This is a genomic window from Streptomyces sp. NPDC048389 (genome assembly GCF_040706335.1).
Lineage (GTDB): Bacteria > Actinomycetota > Actinomycetes > Streptomycetales > Streptomycetaceae > Streptomyces.
The window spans coordinates 89,949-116,288 of sequence record NZ_JBEZKP010000008.1 but is presented as its reverse complement, the minus strand read 5'-3'; the positions used below and the strand labels follow the sequence as shown (position 1 = coordinate 116,288).

Here is a 26,340-nt window from a genome sequence, read left to right as displayed (position 1 = left end):
GATCGGTCCGGCGTCGATGCACCCTAGGCAGAGGAAATGCCGGAAAGGCGGCCCGGGCAACCGCCTTTCGCCACTGTTCACTTCCTGCTCATCCGCCCGTCGGCGAACCGGTCCGCAGCGGCGATTGCCCGGCCTCCGTTGTCGTCCTGGGCCCCGCTAACCGCCGCACTGCGCCAGCATGATCCGCTTGTCGGCGGTCGTCACCGGCAGTTCGTACTTCACGGCGACCTGCGCGAAGCGCACCGCGTACGAGCAGCGCACCGCCTTGTTCGGCGGCAGCCACGACGCCGGACCGGAGTCGCTCTTGGCGCTGTTGGCCCGGCCCTCGACCGGCAGCAGGTTCAGCGGGTCGTTGGCCAGCTGCCGGCGCTTGGCCTCGTTCCAGCGGGCCGCGCCCATCTGCCAGCTGTACGACAGCGGCACCACGTGGTCTATCTGCACCTCGGCGGCCTTCTGCTTGCGCCACTCGATGGTCCTGCCCGTGTACGGGTCGTGCACGGTCATCTCGACGACGACGCAGTCGGAGCCGGCGCGGTAGGCGAGGTCCCGCCCGTCGCGGGCGAGCATGTCGTTCCGGGTGTCGCAGCCGTTGCGCGCCAGTGGCACACCATCCGCCGTGTCCATCCAGGCGTAGCCGAACTCGTCCCGGTCGTAGCCGGTCTTCGGGCCGCGGCCCTTGGTGGCCACCTTCGCTATCAGCGCGCGGGCCGCGGACCTCTCCCGGTCGCCGGCGAGGGCGGCCAGCCCCGGTTCCGTACCGTGCGGGTTGGCGAGCGGACTCGTACCGCCACCGGGCGGGGCGCCGCGCGTCGGGCCTCCGTCGCCGTCGGCGCCGCCGCCCCCGTCGAGGCCGACGCCGTCGCAACCGGTCACCAGCACCGCCGCGAGCAGCACCGCCGCTCCTCGCCCGACCATCCCACGTCCGTTCACCGTCCGTACGGTACCGCCGGGCTCGGACCTTGCCGATACCCGGGGTGGTCCGCGCGGGCAGCGGACCGGCGCCGAGCATCGCGACCCGGTAGGGGCCGACCGGTTCGGACAGACGCGCCGTGTCGCCGGGGCCGAGCGCCGCCCACGGTGCGGCGGCCGTTTCGTCCGTACGCCGCTCGACCGCCCGTGGGCGGTGGCACTGCCGTCCGCCTCCCGCAGGCGGCGTGCCATGAGCCGTTCACGGGCCACCGCCCACTCCGCCTCGCTCCCCCGTGAGCCGCTGACGCCCCGGCCCGGCCGTCAGCAGCCCTCCGTAAGCACCCCCTCGGCCCTGCGAGCCGAGGACAAGCGCCCCTCGGCCCTACGAACCGAGGATCGTCGTCAGGAACTCGCCCGTCCACGACAGCAGTTCGCGGCCCACCACCGGCTTGCCGCCGATCCTGCCCGCCGTCGGGCGCGGGACCATGATCTGGTGGGCCGCCGGCTTGATGACCGTACGCGGGTACAGGCGCTTCAGGCGCAGCTCCTGCGACTCGCGCAACTCCACCGGCGCGAAGCGGATGTTCGCGCCCTGGAGCACGATCTCGCCCACACCGCACGCCCGTGCCAGCATCCGCAGGCCGGCCACCAGCAGCAGGTTCTCCACGGGCTCCGGCAGTTTGCCGTAGCGATCGGTGAGTTCCTCGCGGACCGCCTTGATGTCCTCCTCCGTGTTGGCGGAGGCGATCGCCCGGTACGCCTGGAGCCGCAGCCGCTCGCCGGGGGCGTAGTCGTGCGGGACGTGCGCGTCGACGGGCAGCTCGATCTTGACCTCGAGCGGCGGCTCCTCCTCCACACCGCCCTCCAGCGACGCGCGGTAGTCGGCGACCGCCTCGCCCACCATGCGGACGTACAGGTCGAAGCCGACGCCCGCGATGTGACCCGACTGCTCGCCGCCGAGGAGGTTGCCCGCGCCGCGGATCTCCAGGTCCTTCATGGCGACGTACATGCCCGCGCCCATCTCGGTGTGCTGGGCGATCGTGGCGAGGCGCTCGTGCGCGGTCTCGGTGAGGGGCTTCTCCGGCGGGTAGAGGAAGTACGCGTAACCGCGCTCCCGCCCACGGCCGACCCGGCCCCGCAGCTGGTGCAGCTGCGAGAGGCCGAAGTTGTCGCCGCGTTCCACGATGAGGGTGTTGGCGTTGGAGATGTCGATGCCCGACTCGACGATCGTCGTGGAGACCAGCACGTCGAACTTCTTCTCCCAGAAGTCGACGACCACCTGCTCCAGCGCCGCCTCCGACATCTGGCCGTGGGCCGTGGCGATCCGCGCCTCGGGCACGATGTGCCGCAGCCGTGCCGCCGCGCGGTCGATCGACTCCACGCGGTTGTGGATGTAGAAGACCTGGCCCTCGCGCAGCAGTTCGCGCCGGACGGCCGCGCCGATCTGCTTCTCCTCGTACGGGCCGACGAAGGTCAGCACCGGGTGCCGCTCCTCCGGCGGGGTGGTGATCGTCGACATCTCGCGGATGCCGGTCACCGCCATCTCCAGCGTCCTCGGAATGGGCGTCGCGGACATGGTCAGCACGTCCACATTGGCCCGCAGCTTCTTCAGCTGCTCCTTGTGCTCGACGCCGAAGCGCTGCTCCTCGTCGACGATGACCAGACCCAGGTCCTTGAACTTGGTCTCGGACGAGAACAGCCGGTGCGTGCCGATCACGATGTCGACCGAGCCGTCCCGCAGCCCCTCCAGCGTCGCCTTCGCGTCGGTGTCCGACTGGAAACGGGACAGGGCGCGGGTGACGACGGGGAACTGCGAGTACCGCTCGGTGAACGTGCCGAAGTGCTGCTGGACGAGAAGGGTCGTCGGGACGAGGACGGCGACCTGCTTGCCGTCCTGGACCGCCTTGAAGGCCGCCCGGACCGCGATCTCCGTCTTGCCGTAGCCGACGTCACCGCAGATCAGCCGGTCCATCGGGACCGTCTTCTCCATGTCCTCCTTGACCTCGGCGATCGTGGACAACTGGTCGGGCGTCTCGACGTACACGAACGCGTCCTCCAGCTCCCGCTGCCACGGGGTGTCCGGACCGAAGGCGTGGCCCGGGGCGGCCATCCGCGCCGAGTACAGCTTGATCAGGTCCGCGGCGATCTCCTTGACCGCCTTCTTCGCGCGCGCCTTGGTCTTCGTCCAGTCCGCGCCGCCGAGCCGGTGCAGCGTCGGTGCCTCACCGCCCACGTACTTGGTGACCTGCTCCAGCTGGTCGGTGGGGATGTACAGGCGGTCGCCGGGCTGGCCGCGCTTGGCGGGGGCGTACTCCACCAGCAGGTACTCGCGGGTCGCCCCCTGGACGGTGCGCTGCACCATCTCGACGTAGCGGCCCACGCCGTGCTGCTCGTGGACGATGTAGTCACCGGCCTCGAGGGTCAGCGGGTCGATGGTCTTGCGGCGCCGGGTCGGCATCCGCCGGCCGTCCTTGCCGGCCGCCTTCTGGCCGGTCAGGTCGGTCTCCGTGAGCACCGCCAGCCCCAGCGCCGGGTCGATGAAGCCGTAGTCGATCGAACCGCAGGCGACATGGACGACGGACGGCGAGATCTCCGCAAGGTCCGCGTCCAGACGCGCCGCGATGCCCTCGCCGCCGAGCACCTCGACCGTACGGGACGCGGGGCCGTGCGCCTCGGTCACGAACACGGTCCGCCAGCCGTCGGCCAGCCACCCCTTGGTGTCGGCGAGCGCCCGCGCCGTGTCACCGCGGTAGGCGTCCGGGGCGTGCATGCCCAGCTTGAGCGTGTCCTCCTCCTGGTCGGAGGCGTCCGCGGCGAACGGGGACACGGACCACCACATCATGCCGAGCTCGCGCGCCCGGTCCCGTACCTCCGCGATGCCCCGCAGCGACGCCGCGCCGACGTCGATCGGCGCCTCCCCTCCGCCCGCGGTCGCCGCCCATGACGCCTGGAGGAACTCCTGGCTGGTGGCGACGAGGTCCGCCGCCCGCGTACGCACCCGCTCCGGGTCGCACACCACGGCCATCGAGCCGGCGGGCAGCACGTCCAGCAGCAGCTCCATCTCGTCGACGAGGACCGGTGCCAGCGACTCCATGCCTTCGACCGCGATGCCCTCGGCGATCCTGCCGAGCAGTTCGCCCAGCTCGGGGTGGGCCTCCGCGAGGGCGGCGGCCCGCTGCCGCACCTCGTCCGTCAGCAGCAGCTCACGGCACGGCGGTGCCCACAGGCCGTGCTCCGCGACCTCCAGGGAGCGCTGGTCGGCGACCTTGAAGTAACGGATCTCCTCGACGTCGTCGCCCCAGAACTCCACCCGAAGGGGGTGCTCCTCGGTGGGCGGGAAGACGTCCAGGATGCCGCCGCGCACGGCGAACTCACCGCGCTTCTCGACCAGTTCCACCCGCGTGTAGGCGGCGGCCGCCAGCCCTGCGACGACCTCTTCGAGGTCGGCCTGCCGCCCGGTGCGCAGCGCGACGGGCTCCAGGTCGCCCAACCCCTTGACCTGCGGCTGGAGCACCGACCGTACGGGCGCGACCACGACCTGCACCGGGCCCGCGGACGGGTCGTCGGGCGACGGGTGCGCAAGGCGGCGCAGCACGGCGAGGCGTCGGCCGACGGTGTCGGAGCGGGGGGAGAGCCGCTCGTGCGGCAGCGTCTCCCACGACGGGTACTCGACGACGCCCTCGCCGGGCAGCAGCGACCGCAGCGCCGCGGCCAGGTCCTCGGCCTCCCGTCCCGTGGCGGTGACGGCCAGCACGGTGCGGCGGGCCTCGCGAGCCAGCGCCGCCACGGCGAAGGGCCGCGCGGCGGGCGGGCCGACCAGGTCGACATGCATCCGGCGGCCGTCGCCGGCCGCCCCGACCGCTTCGGCGAGCGCCGGGTCACGTACGACGGCATCGAGCAGACCGTGCAGGCTCATGAAGGGCTTCCGTCCAGGAGGAGCGAGGGGGGTGGCACCGCGATGCGCCCGGCAGGGCGGGACAACGCGAAGGACCCGACACGTCGAACGGGCCGGGGGTCTCCCAGCCTACGACGTGGGTGTGTCACTCGCGCGAGGGATCGAGGTTCCTCCGGAGAGTGAACGCGCTGGCTCCGATGCCAAGCAGGCCGGTAGGCTAAGTCCACCACTTAGTCCACTATGTGATCTGTGAGGCCGCGATGGAAGCAGCCCGGCAGTACAACGTCCACGAAGCGAAGACCCACTTCTCGAAGATCCTCGAAGCGGTCGCCACCGGCGAGGAAGTGATCATCAGCAAGTCGGGGTCGCCCGTGGCGAAAGTGATCCCCTTGTCCTCGAAGGTTCGCAGGACCGCCCGTGGCTCTCTCACCGAGCCCGTCGCTTTCCACGACGACTTCGACGACCTCTCCGACGACGAAGGTTTCGCGGAAGCCTTCGGACTCACCACGGAGTCCGAACAATGAAGATCCTCGCTGACACCCACGTCGTGGTGTGGTGGCTTCTGGACTCTCCTCAGCTGTCCGACGAGACGAAAGACCTCCTCGACACCGAGGCTCTGGCCTACGTCAGCGCCGTCACACCCTGGGAACTCGCAGTGAAGCAGGCTCTCGGAATGCTGGACGGCCCGGAGGATCTTCCCGAGCGGGCACGGGACTGCCAGCTGAAAGCCCTCCCCGTCACCGGACTGCACGGCATCCGCGCCGGACAGCTCCCTTTCCACCACCGCGACCCGTTCGACCGGATGCTCGTCGCCCAGGCCCAGACCGAGGGCCTGACGCTCGTCACCCGTGACAAGTACATCCCCCTCTACGACGTGCCGGTGCTCCAGGTCTGAGGCCCGCGCACAAGCGACGGCCCCGGGTGTCCGCCGTGGACACCCGGGGCAGTGGCTCGCCTGCGGGCGGGACCGGACCCCCGTACCGGGTCCGCCCGTGAGCGCTACTCGGTCGCGATCGCGTTCAGGACGTTCATCCGGCCCGCCCGGAACGCCGGCACCAGGGCCGCGAACAAGCCCACGAACGCCGACCCCACGAAGACGGTGATGATCGTCGGCCACGGGATCTCCAGGACGTTCAGGCCCTCCAGCGCCAGCAGCTGCTGGGCCGAGGTCCCCCAGCCCATGCCCAGACCGAGGCCGAGCAGCGCGCCGAAGAGGGCGATGACCACCGACTCCAGGCGGATCATGCGGCGCAGCTGGCGGCGCGAGAGGCCGATGGCCCGCATCAGACCGATCTCACGAGTCCGCTCGACCACCGACAGCGCGAGAGTGTTCACCACGCCCAGGATCGCGACGATGATCGCGAGAGCCAGCAGACCGTAGACGATGTTGAGCAGCTGCCCGATCTGGTCCCTCAGGTCCTGCTTGAAGTCGGTCTGGTTCTGCACCTTGTACTGCGGATACTCGGCGAGCGACTTCTTCAGCGCCGCGTACGCCTCCTTCTCCTGGCCGTCGACCGCCTTGGCGAACATGATCATGTTCTCGGGCATCTTCTCGGCGGGGACGTACCTCTCGGCGGTCGTGATGTTCATGTACATCGCGCCCTTGTCGACGTTCGAGGCGTCGGAGGTGATCGCGGCGACCTTCAGCTCGGCCGGCCGGCCGTTCGTGAAGTCGACCTTGATCGTGTCGCCGACCTTCACGCCGTGCCGGTCCGCGTAGTCGCTGCCGACGGACATCGCGTCCTTGCCGTACGCGGCCGACAGCTCGCCCGCCACCGTCTCGCGGCGCAGGTCCTGGGCGTACGTCGGGTCGGCGGCGACCAGTTGCTCGTCCTCGGGCGTGCCGTTCGGCGCGGTGATCTTCGCCTCGATGCCCTTGTACTCGGTGACGTGCTCGATACCCCGGGCCTTCTCCAGCGCCTCCTGGGCCTGCGGCACGATCGGGCGGCCGTCGTTGCCCGCGGACTGCACGATGAAATCGGCGCCCACCGACTTGTCGAGCTCCTCCGTCGCGGAGGCCACCATCGAGGAGCCGACCACCGACAGGCAGGCCACCAGGGCGAGGCCGATCATCAGCGCGGCACCGGTCGCTCCCGTACGGCGCGGGTTGCGCAGCGCGTTGCGCTCCGCCATCCGGCCGACGGGGCCGAACATCCGCAGCACCAGAGCGCTGATCACCCGCACCACACCGCCCGCCAGCAGCGGGCCGACCACGACGAAGCCGACCAGGGTCAGCACCACACCGAGGCCGAGGAACATCGACCCCTCGCTCGCCTTGTCCGCCTGCGTGGCGACCAGCAGGGCCGCCGCGCCGCCGCCGGTGAGGACGAGACCGATGCCGCCGCGGATCCAGCCGGCCCTGCCGTCGGCCGGCATGCCCGAGTCGCGCAGGGCCGCCATGGGCGAGACCTTGCTGGCGCGACGGGCGGGGACATAGGCGGCGAGAACGGTCACGACGATGCCGAGCGCCAGGCCGACGACCGGCGTCGTCCACTTCACGGTCAGGTCGTCGGTGGAGAGGTTCATACCGACGGCCGTCATCATCTTCATCAGCCCGACGGCCAGCCCCACGCCGGCGGCCACACCCGCGACCGAGCCGACGAGCCCCAGCAGCAGCGCCTCCAGGAGCACGGAGCGGTTGACCTGCTCACGGCTCGACCCGATGGCGCGCATCAGGCCGATCTCCCGCGTGCGCTGGGCGACGAGCATCGAAAAGGTGTTGACGATCAGGAAGATGCCGACGAGGAAGGCGATCCCGGCGAATCCGAGCATCGCGTACTTCATCACATCGAGGAAGGAACCGACCTCCTCACGGCCGGAGTCCGCCGCCTCCTTCGCGGTCTGCAGCGTGTACGGCTGCTCCAGCGCGGCAGCCAGGTTCTGCTTCAGCGCCTCGTCGCTGACGCCCGCGTCGGCGACGACCAGGACGTGGGTGAACAGCCCTTCCCGGCCGAGCAGTTCACGCTGGGCGGTGGCGGTGTCGTAGTAGACGACCGTCGCCCCCGGGTTGGTGACCTTGAAGGCGGCGATGCCGGAGATCTTCGCGGTGAAGTCACCGGTGACCGCGATGGTCCGCAGCTCGTCGCCCAGCTTCAGGCCGTGCTTGTCGGCCGTGTCGGCGTCGACCATGACCTCGGTGGGGCCGCGCGGGGCGTGGCCCGACGCGATCTCCATGGACTTGAGTTCGTTCTCCGTCCAGTTGGCCGCGATCGTCGGGGCGCCGGACGTGGAGCCCATGTTCTTGTTCTCGGAGTCGACGACCGTGACACTCATGCTGAACACGGCGCCCTCGGCGGACGCCGCGCCCTCGACCGTGCCGGCCTCGTCGACGAGCGACGCCGGCAGCGTCTCGGGCTTCCCCGTCCCCGGGAGTTCCTCGCCCTCCTGAGCGCCCTCGGGACTGACGGTCACGTCCGCGGACGATGTGGCGAACAGCTTGTCGAACGTGGTGTTCATGGTGTCGGTGAACACGAGCGTGCCCGACACGAAGGCCACGGACAGCAGCACCGCGACGGCCGAGAGGGCCATCCTGCCCTTGTGCGCGAGAAAGTTGCGCAGCGAGGTCCTGAACATGGTCATGACGTCCGCCCGCGCGCGTCGAAGTCCTTCATCCGGTCGAGGACGGCCTCGGCGGTGGGCCGCAGCATCTCGTCGACGATCCGCCCGTCGGCGAGATACAGGACGCGGTCCGCGTAGGAGGCGGCGACCGGGTCGTGCGTGACCATGACGATGGTCTGGCCCAGTTCGTCGACCGAGGTACGGAGGAAGCCGAGCACTTCGGCACCGGCCCGCGAGTCGAGGTTCCCGGTCGGCTCGTCACCGAAGATGATCTCCGGACGGGCGGCGAGGGCGCGTGCCACGGCCACCCGCTGCTGCTGACCGCCCGAAAGCTGGGTCGGGCGGTGCCGCAGGCGGTCCGCCAGGCCCACGGTCTCGACGACCCGGTTCAGCCATGCGGCGTCCGGCTTGCGGCCGGCGATGTCCATGGGGAGCGTGATGTTCTCCAGCGCGTTCAGCGTCGGCAGCAGGTTGAACGCCTGGAAGATGAAGCCGATCCGGTCCCGGCGCAGCCGCGTGAGCTTCTTGTCCTTCAGGCCGGTGATCTCCGTGTCGTCGAGGAAGATCTGCCCCGAGGTGACGGTGTCCAGGCCGGCCAGGCAGTGCATCAGGGTCGACTTGCCGGAGCCGGACGGCCCCATGATCGCCGTGAACTGCCCGCGGGCGATGTCCACGTCGACGTGATCGAGTGCGACGACACGCGTCTCGCCGGTGCCGTACGCCTTGACGACCTGCCGCCCCCGTGCGGCGACGGCCGTGCGCCCTCCGGTCTCCCCGGATGCGGGGGTGGTTACAGCCGTAGTCACGGTAGGTCTCCTAGCTCTGGGAATTCTGTGGACAGCGGTGCTCTGGGAATCTGTGGGAACAGCGGTCCGGAGCGGCGCTCCTGAACCAGTGCGTGTGCGTCGCCGGGGGTACGGGTCGAGTCTCGCGGCGGAGGCGGTCCGGCGCGCTGGTGCGCAGCGCAGTCCTGGTGCGGGGGTTTTCCCCACCCCCGTCCGGTGACCGCCGTTGCCGCTTGTCCGCCGGCCTCGGCTGCGGCCGTAAGTACAAGCTAAGGAACGGCACCCGGCCTTCTCGTCGTCCGCCGGGACGAGCGCCCCCTGGACACAAGTAAGGAGGAGCCCCTAGGGGACTCCGCCCGAAGGCGGACGCGCCCAGGACGAGCCTGCACCCTCCCCCTGCGTCAGGCGCAAGTGAGAAGGTGTCCCCCGCAATTGGATGCATGACGAGACGAAAGGACCGGGGAAGGCATGGGGAGTACCGGCCGCACGGAACGCCTGCCCGGCTCCGCCGCGCACCCGGCGGCTCCCCGCGGCCGGGGCCCGGTCGTCGCCGCGCTCATGCTGGGCATGGCGCTCGCCGCGCTCGACGGGACGATCGTCTCGACCGCCGTGCCCCAGATCGTCGGCGACCTCGGCGGCTTCGCCGTCTTCTCCTGGCTGTTCTCTGGCTACCTCCTCGCCGTGACCGTCACCCTCCCCGTGTACGGCAAGCTGTCCGACACCTTCGGCCGCAAGCCCGTCCTCGTAGCCGGGATCGTCCTGTTCCTGGTCGGCTCGCTGCTGTGCGCGCTCGCCTGGAACATGGCCGCGCTCATCGCCTTCCGGGTGGTGCAGGGCCTCGGCGGCGGGGCGCTCCAGGGCACGGTGCAGACCATCGCCGCCGACCTCTATCCGCTGGCCGAGCGTCCCCGGATCCAGGCGAAGCTCTCCACGGTGTGGGCGACTTCGGCGGTCGCGGGTCCCGCGGTCGGCGGGCTGCTCGCCGGGTACGCGGACTGGCGCTGGATCTTCCTCATCAACCTGCCCGTCGGCGCGGTCGCGCTCTTCCTGATCCTGCGCTACTTCACGGAACCGGCCCGCCCCGCACGCGCCACCCGGCCCCGGGTCGACTGGGCCGGCGCCCTGTGCGTCTTCGCGGCCGGTGCCCTGCTGCTCACCGCCCTCGTCCAGGGCGGCATCGCCTGGCCGTGGCTGTCGGCCCCGTCCCTGGCCCTGCTCGGCGGCAGCGCGGTCCTCGTCGCCGCCACCGTCGCCGTCGAGCGCCGCGCCGCCGAGCCGATCATCCCCGGCTGGGTCTGGCGCCGCCGCACGATCGCGGCGGTCAACCTGGCGCTGGGCGCGCTGGGCCTGCTGATAGTCGCCCCGACCGTCTTCCTGCCCACCTACGCCCAGTCCGTCCTCGGCCTCGGCCCGATCGCCGCGGGCTTCGTCCTGTCCGTGATGACCCTCAGCTGGCCGGTCAGCGCCGCCCTGTCCGACCGCGTCTACACCCGCATCGGCTTCCGGCGGTGCGCGATGCTCGGGTCCGGGTTCGCGATGCTGATCCTGCTGGCCTTCCCGCTGCTGCCCTTCCCCGGCGAACCGTGGCAGCCGGCCCTGATCATGCTGCTGCTCGGCGCGGCGCTCGGCCTCTTCCAACTGCCCCTGATCGTCGGAGTGCAGTCCACCGTCGGCTGGTCGGAGCGCGGCACCACCACCGCGTCGGTCCTCTTCTGCCGCCAGGTCGGCCAGTCCCTGGGCGCGGCCCTCTTCGGCGCCGTCGCCAACGCCGTCCTGGTCTCCCGCCTCGGCGGCGGCAGCCTCGACTCGGTCTCCCACGCCCTGGCGGACCCGGCCTCGCTGACGGCCTCCGCCGCCGACGGCCTGCGCCGCGCCGTCGACGCGGCCGTCGACCACGTCTACGTGGGCGCGGCGGCCGCGGCGGGCTTGGCCCTGCTGGTGCTGCTGTTCGTGGCACCGAAGCGCTTCCCGGTCCGGACGGACGCCGACTGACGCGCCCGCGGGTCGGCGCCGGCTCCGCCCGGCCGACACCCGCCGCCCGACCACGCTCCCCGTGCGCCCCGCTCGTGCCGACCACCACCGAAGCCGCCCACCGACAGACGGACGGACCCTTTCCCCGACAGCACGAGCAGAAGATCAGCGTCTCACGCCAACACCGATGAACTGCGGTCTCACAGTTGGACAATGCTCAATCCTGTACTCGTTTATCCTCCACCCTGGCAATCAGCGTCGGGGAGCGATCTTCAGCGGCGGGTCGAACGAGATCCAGACGTCGGGCGGCAGATCTGGCCGATGACTCACCGGCCTGCGCTCCTCAGTCCATGCGTCACCGGCAATCTCCCTTGCGACACGGCGCCAGAAGTGGACTGCTCCCACGTTGGCGTCCTGAAAAGCGATCTCCCAGGGGCCCTTGTGCCTGGCGATCACCTGCTGGACAGCCTTCAGGCCGGTTCCGGCCCTGCGTGCCCCACGAACGACGAAGAAGCTGTTCAGTACGCGCTTTGGACCGGTCAGACCCCGAACGAAGGCAAGACCGGCTGGGCGTGTGTCGACCGTCACGAGGTAGGCCGCCCAGTCGACGTCCGTGAGAGCGACGTTGGGCCGATCGGCATAGAAGGTCCCATCGGCATCAGGGAGGACTCCATCGAATTCTGACAAGTCGTGGCGGAACAGCAGCCATAGCCGCTCCATCACGGGATGGTCGGCGGCATCGGTCAAGCGCACGGAGATCTCCGGCATGGGGCTCCTCTTGATGTCCTCTTGATGCGGCCCGGGCAGTTTGATGCGGCCCGGGCAGTCTGGACCGGAGCATGAAAGGAGCCCTTCCGATGCCTTCCGGTCCGGCCGGACCTGCACCTGACCCCGGCAGCCTGCTCCAGGGGCCTGTCGTCCAGCTGGTCGAATACCGGTATCCCGGGGCTGCGGAGTCCTGGGGTACCGGTATGCAAGAGCGCGGCTCGGTCTCCGACGCACCAGCGGTGATCGGATGGCTCCGGGCGCGCGGGCGGGGAGGACAGCGGCCCCCGCCCCGGGGTTTTGCCCGACCCCCGCCCGAGTTCTTGCCCGACCCGTGGGCAGCCTGGCCCCGCATCGCGGCTGGCGTCAGTCACGAGGCCGCTTCCCCGGACGGTCTCACGTCAGGAGGTCTCGAACCGCCCGTCGGCGGCCGCGCGTATGAAGCGGCCCAGTACCTCTGGACGTGTGGCCAGAAGGACATCCGGCACCTTGCTGTCCCGGAGGCGGACGGTGCCGTCGGGGGCAACGGCGACGCAGACGCAGTTGGCCCCTTCCGCGCTGTAGGAGGACTTGTGCCAAGCAAGCTTCTGCACGGGCCCGGACCTTTCAGATCTCTTTGACGATGCGCTCGATGAACGCGCGGGACTTCTCCTCGGACAGCGCCTGGGACTCCATCCGGTCCAGCACCGATCGATAGCGCGCCAATTGAGCCTCGGCATCCAAGAAATCGCATCCGTGATCGGTGTCCAGCACCACGGTGTCGAGCTGCGGCACATTCCCGGAGGCGTAGGTGATCGGCTGCCCGGACGCGGGGAAGGACGCCTCACCGAAGGGCAGGACCAGAACCCTCACATTCTCGTGGCCAGAGGCGTCAAGCAGTGCCCTGAGCTGCTCACGAGCAACATCCGGCCCTCCGTACCCCATGCGCAGGGCCGCCTCGTGAACAAGGGCGGTGTACGGGGTCGGCCTGCCCTCGAAGAGCACGGCTTGCCGCTTGATGCGGTACGAGACCCGGTGCTCGATCTCGTACGGTCGCAGACGCGGCACGCTCTCGGCCATCACGGCGCGGGCGTGACCGGCGGTCTGGAGCAGCCCCGGCACATGGATCACCACAGCGACCCGCAAGCTGTCGGCGTGGTGCTCCATCTCGGCCAGATCGAGCAGTCCGGGTGCGAGGAGATCCGCGTACTCGTCCCACCAGCCCCTGGCCCGGCTGCCGGTCATGGCTGCGAGCGCTTCGACGTAACCCTCGTCATCGCACGCGTAGTTGTGTGCCAGCGCGCGTACGCGTTCGGCGCTCACCGCATAGCGCCCCGCTTCGATGTTGCTGATGCGGGACTGCGGTCCGCCCAGCAGCCCTGCCGCCTCGGTCGACGTGAGTCCTGCCCGTTCCCGCAGCTTCCGCAGCTCGGCACCCAGCCGCTGCTGGCGCAGGGTAAGGGACGTACGGGCCGCCATCGCACCCTCTTTCCAGGTATCACCCACACGGATGGAAATGTAAGGTCTTACCGATTTTCGATATAAGACCTTACAAGTCTCACGCTACGGTGTTGCTCACGCCACTCGGACCGCCACGCCGACAAGCCGGAAGCGCACCGCACCCGCGGCACTGCCACCGCACGGCCACGTCACCGAGAGACCGAACTCCACCTCCCCGCAGGAGACTTCCGTGGACACCGTATCCCCGCCCACCCCTTGGTCGTACGTCCTCCAGGTCCCCCACCACCCCCTCGCATCGCGCGTCGCCCGTCACACCCTCCGCACCGTGCTGGGCGGCCACGGCATGGCCCGGTTACTCGACACCGCCGAGCTGCTGACCTCCGAGCTGGTCACCAACGCGTACCGCTACTCCGACGGACCGGCGACGCTCCGTCTGCGGCACATGGACGGCGGGCGGCTCCGCATCAGCGTCTGGGACTGCAACCCGGAGATCCCCGCCCCCTTCGACCGGCCGCCGGGAACACTCCCACCCCACGCCCCGCCCTGGACCGACGGCGGTCGCGGCCTGCGGATCGTCACCCACATCGCCGTCAACTGGGGCGGCTACCCGCTCGGGGACGACCTCTTCGGCCGGAGCGGCAAGCTGCTGTGGTGCGAACTCGACGCCACGCCTGGGCGACTGCCCCAAGAAGGCGGCTCAGTCGGACAACGCCACGGTGAGATCCACCTCGACGAGCTGTCCCGGGTACCCGAGCTGCGCGACACCCAAGAGCGTGCTGGCCGTGGTGAACGCCGGACCGAGCGCTGATTCGGTGAGCCGACGCCACGCGATCCCCAGGACCTCCCGGTCGTCACTGCGCACGTAGATCACGGAACGAACCACCTGCCGCGGCTCGGCGCCCACCGCCGTCAGGGCCGCGATGGAGTTCACGACCACCTGGTCCACCTGCGCCTCAACGGATCGGGAGCCGACGAGCGAACCGCTGCGATCAAGTGGGCACTGCCCCGCCAAGTAGGCCGTACGACCGGTCTCCACCACGGTGATGTGGTGATAGCCGGGCGTCGCATGCAGTTGTTCGGGGTTGATACGAGTGATCTTCGCAGCCATGCACCCGAGTCTGACCGACGGGCCGCCGACACGCCTCACCATTTCTCCGCTTCTCCGCGGGACTCCCCCTGCCCCATTTCCCCGCGGGCACCCCCGCCCTCCCCACAGGGAGACAGGAGACCCCGACGGGGGGAAGTCGACCGGGGCTCGATCCTGCCGGCAGTCGCCGCGACGAGGAGCGCCCCGCGGCGCGGCCGAGGAGCCCCGCACAGCCCGGCCCGGGCGCCGGGCGGTTCCCGACGATCCAGGACAACAGCAACGTTTCGCCCCGGGTTACCGCCGGTCCGTTCGCTCCTGCACAGGATCGTCACCGAACTGACATACCAGTTGGTCGGGAAGGTCTTACGCCATCGCTCTACCCGTGAGTAACGTACGCGGACCACCAGCGCCACCCGCCCACCCTCGGGGCGGCAAGGAGCAAGACGATGTCGTACCACCACCAGCTCTTCCCTGATCCGCCACCGCAGCCGCACGTCCCCGGCCGGCACCGCCAGGAGCCGTCGGACCCGACGTGGGGCTTCGAACCGCAGCCCTGGGACCGTCCGCAGGCCGCGCACCACGACCAGGGCGACAGCGGGCACGACCGCGAAGTGCAAAGCCTCGGCTCGGCCTACCGCAGGCTGCGGCGCGTCTCGACGCTCACCGCCCTCGGCTACTTCGTCCTCTTCCTGCTTCTCTCCGCCTACGCCCCCGGGGCCATGACCGGCCAGGTCAGCGGCGGCCTCACGACCGGGCTGGTGCTGGGGCTCGTCCAACTGCCCGTGGCGCTCGGCGCCATCGCCGTGTACGAGCGCATCGCGCGCAGACGCGTCGACCCGCTCGCCTCCTCCGTCAGGGAGCGCATCGAGCGGACGGCCCCGTACGGCGGAGGTGCGCGCGCATGAACGGCTTCAGCTCCGACGCGCAGACCATGTCCCTCATGGCGTTCATCGCCGTCATCACCGTCACGCTGCTGCTGTGCGTGATGACCGGACCCGACCGGGACGACCTCGGCGAGTTCTACACCGGATACCGCTCTCTGTCCCCCATGCAGAGCGGGCTCGCCATCGCGGGCGACTACATCTCCGCCGGTACCGTCCTCGGCACCATCGGCATCATCGCGCTCCTCGGGTACGACGGGCTGACGCTCACCCTGAGCACCGTGCTGTCCCTGGTCCTGATGATGTTCCTGCTCGCCGAACCCCTGCGCAACGCGGGCCGGTTCACCATGGGAGACGTCTTCGGCCGCCGCGCCCACGGGCCCGCCGTACGGATCACCGCGGCCGCCGTCACACTGACCGCACTGCTGCCGCTGGTGATCTTCCAGCTGGCGGGCGCGGGCGACCTGCTCGCCGTCGTCCTCGGCTTCCACGCCGACGGGTTCAAGACCGGGGCGATCGTGTTCCTCGGACTGCTGATGATCACGTACGCGGCGATCGGCGGCATGAAGGGCACCGCGTTCATCCAGATCGTCAAGACCGTCGTGCTGCTCGGCGCGGCCGGCGCCATCGCCGCACTGATCCTCGAGCGCTTCGACTTCAGCGCGCCCGCGCTGATCGACGCCGCCCAGCAGGGCAGCGGACTGGGAGACGCCTACCTCACCCCCGGACTGCAGTTCGCCGGCGACGAACTCGACATGATCAGTACCCAGTTGACCGTCGTGCTCGGTGCGGCCGTACTGCCCCACATCACCATGCGTATGTTCACCGCCCGCAACGCGAAGGCCGTACGGCGCTCCATGTCCTGGGCCGTGTCGATCGTCGTCGTCACCTGCCTGCTGATCGCCGTGATCGGCTTCGGCGCCGCCGCTCTCGTCGGCCACAAGGAACTCGCCGCCGGCGACCCGCAGGGCAAGACCGCGTTCCTGCTGGTCAGCCAGGCCGTCATGGGTCCCGACCCGAACACCGTCGAGACGCTCCTGTTCACCGCCGTGGCCACCGCGATCTTCCTCACCCTGCTGGCGTCCGTCGCCGGTATCACCCTGGCCTGCGCCAACACCCTGGCCCACGACCTGATCGCACACGGGCTGCGCGACAACAGGCTCACCGACCGCACCGAGATGGCCATCGCCAGGAGCGCCGCCGCGGGCGTCGGCCTGACCGCCATCGCGATCGCCGCCGGCGCCCGGCACCTGAACCTCCAGGCGCTGCTGACCCTGTCCTTCTGCATCGGCGCGTCCGCCGTCGCACCCGCCCTCGTCTACACCCTCTTCTGGCGCCGCTACACCCGTACGGGACTGCTCGCCACGCTCATCGTCGGGACCGTCTCCGCGCTCGTTCTGACCGCCGGAAGCAACCTGGTCTCCGGCTCCCCCCAGTCGATCTTCCCCGACCAGGACTTCAACTGGTTCCCGTACACCACGGCCGGCCTCGTCTCCGTGCCCCTCGGCTTCCTGGCCGGCTGGCTCGCATCCATCCTGTACGACAACGACAGGGCCGTGCAGCGCCGCCACTACGAGGAGCTGGAGCCGACGATCCTCGCCGGGGCGCCGACGAGTTCCTGAGACGACGAAAGGGCGCCCGGTCCGTGATCCACGGACCGGGCGCCCTCGTCCGTGAGCACGGCGTCGAAGCCGAAGAGACCGCACGGCCGGGCCGTCGGACAGCAGCGGCACGGGGCCCGGCTTCATGAAATGCACCTCTCTCATGGACCTTTGTGTCGCACAGCGGTGAGCAGACTTTGCGCAGGTGCAAGCCGATGTGAGGTCCGCGACACAGGTGTGCCCCGGCCTGTACGGCCGGGGCACACCGCAAAGGAAACGGGCTACAGCAGGCCGTCCCACATCTGCTCGAGGAGCACCGACCACCAGCTTTCCGGCGACGACAGTGCCGCCGGGTCCAGGGCCGACAGCTGGGCCTGGAAGTCGACCGTCCAGCGGCCCGCCTGTTCCGGGTTGAGGCCCAGACGCAGCCGCCACATCCGGCCGAGCAGGGCCAGGCAGCGCACGAACTCGGGCAGGCCCGTGTTCACGAACTGCGGGGCCACGGGCCGGCCGCCCGGACCGGACTCCACCGGGACCGCGACGATGTGCGCCGTGCCGTACTGGACGCAGATCGCACGGCCGAAGTCGCTGCCGATCACCAGGTACGAACCGGCGTCCGACGCCGGCTGCACCTGACGCTGGGCGGCCAGTTCCGCCAGCGTCGGCACCACCGGCTGAGCCGGCTGCGCCCAGAAGAACGGGTTGAAGTCGCCCGGCAGACCCGCCCACACCAGGGTCGCCGCCACGATCTCCGGCACGCCCTGGCGCGACACGGCCCGCTGGTCGAACCGGCACAGACCCTGCGGCCCGAACGCCCCCGCCAGCTCCTGCGCCACGCCCTCCGGCGGGATCGGCGGCACCGGCGGCACGTGCGGCAGCGGGGCGCGCACCGGCGCCGGGCGGGCGGGCCCGTCCGCGACCTGGTGCAACTCGCCCTGATGGGCGAGGAGTTGCCGCATGCCCTGCTGACGCGACGCGTGGTCCCTGCCGTACGGGGCGATCGACGTGATCCGCGCCTGCGGCCACGTCTCCCGGATCATCCGCGCGCAGTACGCACCGGGCAGCTCGCACGACTCCAGCTCCGTGTGCAGCTCCAGCACCTGCTGCGGCGGCACGTTCATCGCGCGCAGCTCGTGCAGGATCTGCCACTCCGGATGCGGCGTGCCCGGGGCGGAGCGGCGGATCAGCTGGGCCTCGGAACCGTCGGCCGCGCGGTAGCGCAGCACCGCCTGGTAACCGGGCCCCACCGTCGGCACCCCGGTGGGCTGCTGCGGATACCCGTACGGCGGGCTACCGCCGCCCACCGGAGGCTGCGGCGCGTTCGGAACCGGGCCCGGGGCGCCGGGGGCACCGGGCGGGCCGGGAGGCTGCGGAGCCCCCGGACCCATCTGCCCGGGCCCCGCAAGCATCGTCGCCGCATGATGCACCCCACCACCCGAAGGCGGCGTCGAACCCGGAGCAGGCGGCGGACCGGGCGGACCGGGAGGCTGCGGAGCCCCCGGACCCATCTGCGCAGGCCCCGCAAGCATCGTCGCCGCATGATGCACCCCACCACCCGAAGGCGGCGTTGAACCCGGAGCAGGCGGCGGACCGGGCGGCGGCGGCGTCGAACCCGGAGGCGGCGGGCCCTCCGGGCCGAGCTGCGAGACGAGTTGGGTGGGCAGGTAGCCGCCCGCCGGAGCTCCGGGAGCACCCGGACCCGCCGGCGGAGGCGTCGCCCCGGCGCCCGGACGGGCACCCGGGGTGCCGGGAGCGCCGGGAGGCAGTGGAGGCGGTGGAGGCGTCGCCCCCGTACCACCGCGGGCGCCACGTGGCGGCAGGACCGCCTTGCTCGTCGCCGCGTCCGCGATGTCGGCCGCATCGGTGCCCGGACCGGGCGGCGCGGTCGCCCCGGACGGCGCGAAGGACGACCCCGGCTGCGACCCCGGCTCCGGCTGCGGCTCCGGCTGCGGGCTCAGGCCCGGCACGATCGCGGTCTTCGGCAGCCGGCTGCCGCCGGACATCAGTGCCGTGGGTGCGTCCGCGGACACCGGTGGCGGAGTGCGGTCGGCATCCGCCGGGACCGGCGGCGCGAACACGGTGGCCGGCAGCGGCACGGACGCGTCGTCCCCGCCCATGGAGCTGGTGTCCGTCCAGCCGGTGCCCCCGGATGACGGCGTGGCGGGCACCCCGTCCGACGCCGTCGGCTCGTGGTCGGCCGCCCCCGGGCTCGGCCACGCGGTCCCGCCCTGCGACCCGCCCGCTCCGGACGCCGCGCCGGGCTCCGGCCAGGCGGAACCGGAGGCCGAAGAGCCCGAGGACGAACCGGACGACGAGCTCGACCACGAGCCCGCGTCCGACGCGGGATCCGGCGAAGCGGACGAGGAAGAGGAGGACGACGTGGACGACGACGAAGGAGACGACAACGACGAGTAGGAAGAACTCCCCGTCGCCTGCGAGGCGTTGCCACCGATCGAACCCGACGCGTCCGGCTCACCCGCACCCGCCGACCTGTCGGCACCCGTCGGCGGAGCCGCAGCATCCGGCTCGGCCGGGCCCGACAGACCCGACGGCTGCGAGGACTTTGACGGCGAGACGGACCCCGACCCCGAAGAGGCCCCGGAAGACGACACGGACCCCGACCCCGACGGCCCCGGCGACGACGCCCGCCGGTCCGGGATCCCCAGCTTGTCCGCCGCGTCCTGGAGCCACTCCGGCGGGCTCAACAGGAACGACGTCTGATTCAGGTCCACCCGCTGCGGCGCCTCGCCGGCCGGCGCCGCCTGCGCTTCGTCCGAGACCCCGTACTCCTCCTCGTACCGGCGGATCACCTCACCCACCGGCAGCCCCGGCCACAGCGTCGCCTCACCACTGTCCCTGGCGATCACCAGCCGCTGTCGGCCGCCGTCGGAACGAGCACCCTGCTCACGGTCCTCCGCCCACGCGACGAATCCCAGATCGAACTCACGGACCCGCACCTCACGCTGCTGGTAGGCGGGCACATCGCCGTTGACCCACTCCTCGGCGCGCTCCTGTGCCTGCGCGAAAGTCACCACCGGACCATCACCCCTCGCCCGAAACGGGAACGGCACGCGCGAAGCCGCCGTCCACCATCAGATTCGCCACGGTCTCCAGCTCCGGCGGATTACCCGCGAGCCGCTGCAGAAAAGCGTCGAAGTCCTCGCCACAGGGCAGCAGCAGCCTCTCCACACGCTCCTGCACATTCCACCCGTCCTGGTCCCGGGCGTCGTCGTACGCGCAGAACCACACCGAACCGATGTCCGACCCCCGCACCTTCAGCGCGAGAATCCCGCCCTGGACGAACGCCACACCCAGATAGTCCTTGGTCAGATGGTCCCGCAGACACTTGTTCACATACACCAGGTCGTTGACCGCGGCCTCGTCCCGCACCGTGAAGAACGGCTGGTCGACCAGCAGCCCCAACTCCGCGTCCAGCGCCGCGCCGACCGGCGCCGAACCACCCGCCGCCTTCAGGAACGAGCGGTACGCACCCGGCAGCCGGTAGCCGAGGTCCTCCTCGACACCGAGCAACTGCTGCTCCGTCACCGACACGGCGCCCCTCGGCAGACCGAAGTGGGCGGGCCGCGTCTCCTGCAGCGGCCGCGTCCCCCGCTTGCCCTGATCCACGGCCGCCGTCGCCAGCCCGCCGTGGTGCCGCAGCAGCGCCTTCACCTCGACGGGTACGAGCTCCAGCCGCCGCGAACCACGCACGTGATGCCAGGTCCAGCCGTGCGGGGTCGCCACCGCCGGGATCGTCTCCCACAGGGCGTGCCCGCCCGCGGCCAGCGCCGCGTTGGCGGAGACGTAGTCCGTCAGCCGCAGCTCGTCCACCCCGAAGCCCTCCGGGGGCTCGGCGATCTCCGCCGCCGCGCGCGCGTACGGCGAGAAGTCCGGGTAGCCGGCCTCGTCCATCCGCACCCCTCTGGGATGGCGGGAGGCCCGGACCGGGTCCGGGAAGTGCACGACCTGCCCGGCGTAGGCCGCATTCGGTGGCGCCGTACCCGCGCCGGCCCCGGAGCCCATGGCTGCCCCCAGGCCCTGCCGACCTGTCGTCATGCGTTCTGCTCCCTGCTGGCTTCTGGCTGGTTCAGCACAGCCTAAGCGGTGCGGCAAGAGCCGCCCCCGGGCCTCCGGTTCCATGACGAAGAGTCACTTTGGAGTGACGCGAAGACCAGGCGCGACACCCGCGCGACACGTTTCAGCTACCCAGCTTCCTTACCGGCCACTGCATTTGGCAGGCTGTCTATCCGCACCACGGGGGAGTGCACGGGAGGGACGGCAGCACCATGCACGCAGCGCAACCAAGTACATCGGGTGATCCACGCCTCAGCTGGAGCACCGAGGAGTCCAGGCAACCGCCCGCACTCCGGCACCGCCGCGACGGAATCCTGCCCGCCGTCGCCGCCGCACTCTCCGTACGCGGCGAGACCCTCACCTGCACCGCCGGCAAGGGCGACCAGCCACCGTCCCTCCATCCGCTCGTACAGGATTTCCTCGACACCCTCACGAGCGGCCAACGGGAACGCTTCACCGGACGCTGCCCCGAGGCGATCCTGCTCTCCCGGCACCTCACCGCCGCCGAGACCGGGCGCTCCAAACGCGCCCAGCGCAAACCCCTCACCCACGGCGAGGCCCGCAGGTCGCTCAAGCACTCCAAACTCACCGCACGCCGCATCCGCGAGGACGGCGACCCGCTGCACGGCAGCTACGCCCCGCCCTGCCGGTCCTGCACCGCCATGCTCGACCACTTCGGCGTACGCCCCGTCGTCCCGACCCAGAACGGCTGACCCCCGACCGATGCCCGACCACCACCTGAGCACCACCCGGTTCCCCGTCGCCGTCGACGCCGCACTGCAGGCAGCGGGCTGGCGGCCGGGCCGCTGGGACATCAAGCAGGCCGAGCACTGGGCGGACACCCTGCGCGCCCACGTCTCCCCCGCCGGCCACCGGCACACCGTCTTCCCGGCCGCCGTCGAAGCCTGGGCCGAGTTCGGCGGGCTGACCGTCACCGCGCCCGGACCCGGACGGCAGTACGCCCCCGCCCCGCTCCGCTTCGACCCGCTCGCCGGCCTCCACCATGCCCGCACGCTCGCCGACCTCGGCAGGGCACTCGCCACCGAGATCTCCCCGCTCGGCATGGAAGGCGACCAGCAGGCCGTACTCGCCATGGACGCCGAAGGCCGCGTCTACAGCATCGACCACACCGGCGACTGGTACCTCGGCCACGACATCGACCAGGCCCTCACCACCCTGGTCACCGGCGTCCAGCCGACCCGCCTCACCGCCGGCTGACACCCGCCGCGGGCCGCCGTACCAGCGCCGCCCCACCGCTCGGGCGGACGTCACCGCACGCCCCTCGGGCGGACGTCACCGCAAGCTGGCCTCCGCCCGGTCGGGCAGCACCGCCGACACCCGGAAACCCCCGACCTCCGTCGGCCCCGACACGAACACCCCGCCGAGCGCCGTCACCCGCTCCCGCATACCCACCAGACCGTTGCCACCGCTCGGCAGCCCCGCGTCGCCCGCGCCTCCGGCCGCGTCCGGGGCGCCGTTCTCCACCTGCATCGCGACCTCGTCCGCACGGTGCGCCAGCCGCACCATCACCTTCGCGCCCGCCGCATGCTTGTGGACGTTCGTCAACGCCTCCTGCACCACCCGGTACGCCGTCTGCTCCACCTCCGGCGGGTACAGCCGGACGTCCCCCTGCACCACCAGCTCCACCACCATGCCCGCCTGCCGCGACTGCCCCACCAGCACCTCGATGTCCTCGATGCACGGCCCGTCCTCCGCGGCCGCGGCCACCGCCGCCGCGGCGGCCGCCGCACCCACCGCCGCCAACGGCGTCTCCGCCCGCGCCGGCACCCGGTCCTCACCGGACCGCAGCACCCCGAGCATCTCCCGCAGCTCCGTCAACGCCTGCCGACCCATGTCCCCCACCAGCGCCGCGTTCTTCACCGCCTTCTGCGGATCCTTCAACGCCACCGCCTGCAACGCCGCCGCATGGACCACCATCAGACTCACCCGGTGCGCCACCACGTCGTGCATCTCCCGCGCGATCCTGGTCCGCTCCTCCTGCCGCGCCCACTGCGCCCGCTGCTCCGCCCGGTCGGCCAGCAGCGACAACTCCTGCTCCAGGCTGTCCGCCCGCTCCCGCAAGCTCTCCATCAGCCGCCGCCGCGCCCCGACGTAGAGCCCCAGCAGCACCGGCGGAGCCGTCAGCCCGAGCGACATGAACACCGCCATCAGTGGCACGTACCAGGCGCTGTAGTCCGCCGCCTCCACGTCCTGCCGCACCCGGACGAACGTCACTATGAACGTCGCCGACAGGGCCATCCCCGCCAGCGTCGCCGTGATGCGCCGGGGCACGTCGGAGGCCGCGAGCGTGTACAGCCCGACGATCCCCAGCAGATAGCCCATCTCGGCCGGCGTCGTCGCGATCGACACCAGCACCACGGCGATCGGCCACCGCCGCCTCAGCGCCAGCACCGACCCGACGACCAGCCCGAACAGCACACCGAACGGCACCGGCAGGGCGGCTCTCTCCGCGAAGCCGATCCCCTCCAACGCACATTCGAAAGCGGAGACGACGCCGAGCCCCACGTCCAGCACGGCACTGCGCCGCCGCCCCCACCACAGCGGCCCCCGGGCGGTCGAACCCGTGGCCTCCTCCAGCTCCCCCGTTGTGGTCATGCATCCCAGCCTACGGGCGGGTGCGAGTCATTTTCACGGGAGCGCGGCGGCACCGGGCGGGCTCGTTTCCGGGCGGGAATGCTCCAGATCCGCTCGAACTGGTGAATCGACCAGAGTTTCGACACGGAGGTCCGCATTCCGGACGACGATCGCCAGGTGAACCGCAGCCACGGCAAATACGCCGACTTCGACGGCCTCCGCGAGCAAGCCGTCGCCCTGCGCCGTCAGGGCCTCAGCCTCCGCCAGATCCGCGACCGCCTCCGCATCGACAACAACGACCTCCTCCACCGCCTCGTGAAGGGAGAGCCGCCCCCCGAGTGGACAAAGCGACCCAACGCCAAGGACGACCTGCGGGAGAAGGCCCGCGAGCTGCGCCTCCAGGGCATGACCTACGACCAGATTCAGGTCGAGCCGGGCTGCTCCAAGAGCTCGATCTCGCTGTGGGTACGGGACCTGCCGAAGCCGGAGCGCAAGCGTTCCCGCGAGGAGTCGGCAGCGATCGCCCGGCGCGGCTGGGAGCCGATCCTTCGGCGACGTGAAGCCGAACGCGCCGAGACCAAGGCGCGGGCGTCTGCCGAGGTAGGAGCTTTGAGCGACCGCGAACTACTCCTGCTCGGAGCTGCCCTGTACTGGGCAGAGGGAGCCAAGGGCAAGCAGCACGCCCGCCGCGAGCGCGTCTCGTTCGTCAACAGCGATCCGGGGATGATCAGACTGTTCCTCGCCTGGCTCGACATGCTCGGCGTCGAGCGCGAACGCCTGACGTTTCACGTGATGATTCACGAGTCGGCCGATATCGCCTGCGCCGAGCACTACTGGGCCGATCTCGTCGGGGCTCAGGTCGGAGCGTTCGGCAAGACAACAGTGAAGCGACACAACCCGAGAACCGTCCGCAAGAACGTCGGTTCCACGTACAAGGGGTGCCTGGTGATCCATGTGCGCCGGAGCGCTGAACTCTACCGTCGCATCGAAGGCACTTGGTACGGCATAGTAGGGGCTGCCTTCGCGCCCGAGCAGAAAACTCGGACATAGGAGGCGAACCATCCCGGGTCGTCTAATGGCAGGACAAATGGTTTTGGTCCATTGAATGAGGGTTCGATTCCTTCCCCGGGAGCAGCCCACCTGGTTCGGGTCCTGACCTGCACGGTCGGGACCCGCGCTCGTTTCCGGCCCGAAACCCCCCGGTATCCTTCGGTTGTCCCACCACCCGAAGCCGAAGGGCATTCCCGTGAGCGCCATCCGCCCGGCAGCCGTCGTCGTTCTCGCAGCGGGTGAGGGCACCCGCATGAAGTCGAAGACGCCCAAGGTCCTGCACGAAATCGCCGGGCGGTCGCTCGTCGGACATGTGGTCTGTGCCGCACGTGAGCTCGGGCCCGAGCAGCTCGTGGTCGTCGTCGGGCATGCGCGGGAGCAGGTCGAGGCCCATCTCGGAGAGCAGTACGCCGGGACGCGGACCGCTTTCCAGGCCGAGCAGAACGGCACCGGGCACGCCGTGCGCATGGGGCTGGCGGAGCTCGGCGGCGGGCCGGAGGGGACCGTGGTCGTCGTGTGCGGCGACACCCCGCTGCTGTCGGGCGCGACGCTGTCCGAGCTGACACGGACGCACGCCGACGACGGCAACGCGGTGACCGTGCTGACGGCCGTGGTGCCGGACTCCACCGGGTACGGGCGGATCGTGCGGGACGAGGCGACCGGCGCGGTGACGGCGATCGTGGAGCACAAGGACGCCACCGCGGAGCAGCGCGCGATCCGTGAGATCAACTCGGGTGTGTTCGCGTTCGACGGGGCGCTGCTCGCCGACGCCCTGACGAAGGTGCGGACGGACAACAGCCAGGGCGAGGAGTACCTCACCGACGTGCTCGGCATCCTGCGCGAGGCGGGGCACCGGGTGGGTGCGGCGGTGGCCGGTGACCATCGGGAGATCCTCGGTATCAACAACCGGGTGCAGCTGGCGGAGGCCCGCAGGCTGATGAACGAACGCCTGCTGGAGCAGGCCATGATGGCCGGTGTCACGGTCGTGGATCCGGCGTCGGTGGTCGTGGACGTGACGGTGACGTTCGAGCCGGACTCGGTGGTGCACCCGGGCACGCAGCTGCTGGGTGCCACGCACCTCGCGGAGGGCGCGGAGGTGGGTCCGAACACGCGGTTGACGGACACGGTGGTACGCGCGGGCGGCCGGGTGGACAACTCGGTGGCGGAGGGTGCCACGGTGGGCGAGGGCGCGTCGGTGGGTCCGTTCGCGTATCTGCGGCCGGGCACGCGGCTGGGCGTCAAGGCCAAGGCGGGCACGTTCGTCGAGATGAAGAACTCCTCGATCGGCGAGGGAACGAAGGTTCCGCATCTGTCGTACGTGGGTGACGCGACGATCGGTCAGTACACGAACATCGGCGCGGCCAGCGTGTTCGTGAACTACGACGGGGAGTCGAAGCACCACACGACGATCGGTTCGCACTGCAAGACGGGCTCCGACAACATGTTTGTGGCTCCCGTCACCGTCGGGGACGGTGCCTACACCGCCGCCGGATCCGTGATCACGAAGGATGTGCCGGCGGGTTCGCTGGCCGTCGCGCGGGGCCAGCAGCGGAATATCGAGGGTTGGGTGGCTCGCAAGCGGCCCGGGAGCGCGGCCGCGCAGGCGGCCGCGGCGGCAACGGAACGGGTCGTCGAGGAGAACTGACCGGAAACAGGTGCGTCGAACTCGGCGTACCGTGATACGTGCACACAAATTCGGCTGGCTCGCGCCCGGGACGTTTGCGCCTTG

At 70.9% G+C, this 26,340-nt stretch carries 21 protein-coding genes and 1 tRNA gene; 11 read left to right on the top strand and 11 right to left on the bottom strand.

Annotated features, from left to right (window positions below; all coding sequences use genetic code 11):
• Window positions 1–156: 156 nt before the first annotated feature.
• Both AB0903_RS08830 and mfd read right to left on the bottom strand, forming a co-directional pair.
• Window positions 157–915, bottom strand: coding sequence for an HNH endonuclease family protein (locus AB0903_RS08830; RefSeq protein ID WP_366700604.1), 759 nt, complete (start codon window positions 913–915; stop codon window positions 157–159).
• A gap of 376 nt (window positions 916–1,291) precedes the next feature.
• Window positions 1,292–4,825 (bottom strand): transcription-repair coupling factor, encoded by a 3,534-nt coding sequence (gene mfd, locus AB0903_RS08825; RefSeq protein WP_366700444.1) that lies wholly within the window; start codon window positions 4,823–4,825, stop codon window positions 1,292–1,294.
• Window positions 4,826–5,064: 239 nt separating this feature from the next.
• Here mfd and AB0903_RS08820 point away from each other — a divergent pair, with 239 nt between their 5' ends.
• Both AB0903_RS08820 and AB0903_RS08815 read left to right on the top strand, forming a co-directional pair.
• Window positions 5,065–5,328: a type II toxin-antitoxin system prevent-host-death family antitoxin gene (locus tag AB0903_RS08820; RefSeq protein ID WP_366700442.1), complete on the top strand. Its 264-nt coding sequence runs from the start codon at window positions 5,065–5,067 to the stop codon at window positions 5,326–5,328.
• Window positions 5,325–5,699: a type II toxin-antitoxin system VapC family toxin gene (locus AB0903_RS08815; RefSeq protein WP_366700440.1), complete on the top strand. Its 375-nt coding sequence runs from the start codon at window positions 5,325–5,327 to the stop codon at window positions 5,697–5,699. The genes AB0903_RS08820 and AB0903_RS08815 overlap by 4 nt, the downstream gene beginning before the upstream one ends.
• Before the next feature lie 104 nt (window positions 5,700–5,803).
• Here AB0903_RS08815 and AB0903_RS08810 read toward each other — a convergent pair whose 3' ends face one another.
• Together AB0903_RS08810 and AB0903_RS08805 are read right to left on the bottom strand one after the other, a co-directional pair.
• A complete protein-coding gene (locus tag AB0903_RS08810) occupies window positions 5,804–8,383 on the bottom strand; it encodes an FtsX-like permease family protein (RefSeq protein WP_366700438.1) in 2,580 nt (859 codons plus the stop codon).
• The gene (locus tag AB0903_RS08805) at window positions 8,380–9,168 is read right to left on the bottom strand and encodes an ABC transporter ATP-binding protein (RefSeq protein WP_366700436.1); all 789 of its coding nucleotides are present in this window, start codon (window positions 9,166–9,168) and stop codon (window positions 8,380–8,382) included. Before AB0903_RS08805 ends, AB0903_RS08810 begins: the two co-directional genes overlap by 4 nt.
• Before the next feature lie 447 nt (window positions 9,169–9,615).
• Here AB0903_RS08805 and AB0903_RS08800 point away from each other — a divergent pair, with 447 nt between their 5' ends.
• Window positions 9,616–11,139, top strand: a complete 1,524-nt coding sequence (locus AB0903_RS08800) for an MFS transporter (protein ID WP_366700434.1) — start codon at window positions 9,616–9,618, stop codon at window positions 11,137–11,139.
• 231 nt (window positions 11,140–11,370) lie between these two features.
• Here AB0903_RS08800 and AB0903_RS08795 read toward each other — a convergent pair whose 3' ends face one another.
• The 3 genes from AB0903_RS08795 to AB0903_RS08785 all read right to left on the bottom strand — a co-directional run bounded on the left by AB0903_RS08795 (window position 11,371) and on the right by AB0903_RS08785 (window position 13,341).
• On the bottom strand, window positions 11,371–11,886 hold the full coding sequence (locus AB0903_RS08795) for a GNAT family N-acetyltransferase (protein WP_366700432.1): 516 nt from the start codon (window positions 11,884–11,886) through the stop codon (window positions 11,371–11,373).
• Between the two features lie 398 nt (window positions 11,887–12,284).
• The gene (locus AB0903_RS08790) at window positions 12,285–12,476 is read right to left on the bottom strand and encodes a DUF397 domain-containing protein (protein ID WP_366700430.1); all 192 of its coding nucleotides are present in this window, start codon (window positions 12,474–12,476) and stop codon (window positions 12,285–12,287) included.
• A 13-nt stretch (window positions 12,477–12,489) separates the two neighbouring features.
• The gene (locus tag AB0903_RS08785) at window positions 12,490–13,341 is read right to left on the bottom strand and encodes a helix-turn-helix transcriptional regulator (RefSeq protein WP_366700428.1); all 852 of its coding nucleotides are present in this window, start codon (window positions 13,339–13,341) and stop codon (window positions 12,490–12,492) included.
• Window positions 13,342–13,552: 211 nt separating this feature from the next.
• On the opposite strand from AB0903_RS08785, the gene AB0903_RS08780 reads away from it, so the two are divergent.
• Window positions 13,553–14,131: an ATP-binding protein gene (locus AB0903_RS08780; RefSeq protein ID WP_366700426.1), complete on the top strand. Its 579-nt coding sequence runs from the start codon at window positions 13,553–13,555 to the stop codon at window positions 14,129–14,131.
• Here AB0903_RS08780 and AB0903_RS08775 read toward each other — a convergent pair.
• The gene (locus tag AB0903_RS08775) at window positions 14,021–14,431 is read right to left on the bottom strand and encodes a RidA family protein (protein WP_366700424.1); all 411 of its coding nucleotides are present in this window, start codon (window positions 14,429–14,431) and stop codon (window positions 14,021–14,023) included. The two genes, AB0903_RS08780 and AB0903_RS08775, sit on opposite strands and share 111 nt — an antisense overlap.
• Before the next feature lie 425 nt (window positions 14,432–14,856).
• Between AB0903_RS08775 and AB0903_RS08770 the strand changes: the two genes are divergently transcribed.
• Together AB0903_RS08770 and AB0903_RS08765 are read left to right on the top strand one after the other, a co-directional pair.
• Window positions 14,857–15,315, top strand: a complete 459-nt coding sequence (locus tag AB0903_RS08770; RefSeq protein ID WP_366700422.1) for a DUF485 domain-containing protein — start codon at window positions 14,857–14,859, stop codon at window positions 15,313–15,315.
• The gene (locus AB0903_RS08765; RefSeq protein ID WP_366700420.1) at window positions 15,312–16,913 is read left to right on the top strand and encodes a cation acetate symporter; all 1,602 of its coding nucleotides are present in this window, start codon (window positions 15,312–15,314) and stop codon (window positions 16,911–16,913) included. The genes AB0903_RS08770 and AB0903_RS08765 overlap by 4 nt, the downstream gene beginning before the upstream one ends.
• Window positions 16,914–17,173: 260 nt before the next feature.
• Here AB0903_RS08765 and AB0903_RS08760 read toward each other — a convergent pair whose 3' ends face one another.
• Complete coding sequence (locus AB0903_RS08760; RefSeq protein WP_366700418.1) at window positions 17,174–19,927, bottom strand: SUKH-4 family immunity protein; 2,754 nt, start codon at window positions 19,925–19,927, stop codon at window positions 17,174–17,176.
• 7 nt (window positions 19,928–19,934) lie between these two features.
• Window positions 19,935–20,948, bottom strand: a complete 1,014-nt coding sequence (locus tag AB0903_RS08755; protein ID WP_366700416.1) for an SMI1/KNR4 family protein — start codon at window positions 20,946–20,948, stop codon at window positions 19,935–19,937.
• A 230-nt stretch (window positions 20,949–21,178) separates the two neighbouring features.
• On the opposite strand from AB0903_RS08755, the gene AB0903_RS08750 reads away from it, so the two are divergent.
• Window positions 21,179–21,679 carry a YwqJ-related putative deaminase gene (locus AB0903_RS08750; protein ID WP_366700415.1) on the top strand — a complete coding sequence of 167 codons (501 nt, stop codon included), beginning with the start codon at window positions 21,179–21,181 and terminating at the stop codon, window positions 21,677–21,679.
• A 10-nt stretch (window positions 21,680–21,689) separates the two neighbouring features.
• Complete coding sequence (locus tag AB0903_RS08745; protein ID WP_366700413.1) at window positions 21,690–22,184, top strand: SUKH-3 domain-containing protein; 495 nt, start codon at window positions 21,690–21,692, stop codon at window positions 22,182–22,184.
• A gap of 75 nt (window positions 22,185–22,259) precedes the next feature.
• On the opposite strand, the gene AB0903_RS08740 is transcribed toward AB0903_RS08745, so the two are convergent.
• On the bottom strand, window positions 22,260–23,582 hold the full coding sequence (locus AB0903_RS08740) for a histidine kinase (protein WP_366700411.1): 1,323 nt from the start codon (window positions 23,580–23,582) through the stop codon (window positions 22,260–22,262).
• A gap of 156 nt (window positions 23,583–23,738) precedes the next feature.
• Between AB0903_RS08740 and AB0903_RS08735 the strand changes: the two genes are divergently transcribed.
• From AB0903_RS08735 to glmU, 3 genes are all read left to right on the top strand, one after another.
• Entirely contained in the window at window positions 23,739–24,611 is an 873-nt protein-coding gene (locus tag AB0903_RS08735; protein WP_366700409.1) for a hypothetical protein, read from the top strand.
• An 11-nt stretch (window positions 24,612–24,622) separates the two neighbouring features.
• Window positions 24,623–24,693 (top strand) — tRNA-Gln (locus AB0903_RS08730).
• A gap of 114 nt (window positions 24,694–24,807) precedes the next feature.
• Entirely contained in the window at window positions 24,808–26,256 is a 1,449-nt protein-coding gene (gene glmU / locus AB0903_RS08725; protein WP_366700407.1) for a bifunctional UDP-N-acetylglucosamine diphosphorylase/glucosamine-1-phosphate N-acetyltransferase GlmU, read from the top strand.
• Window positions 26,257–26,340: the final 84 nt, after the last annotated feature.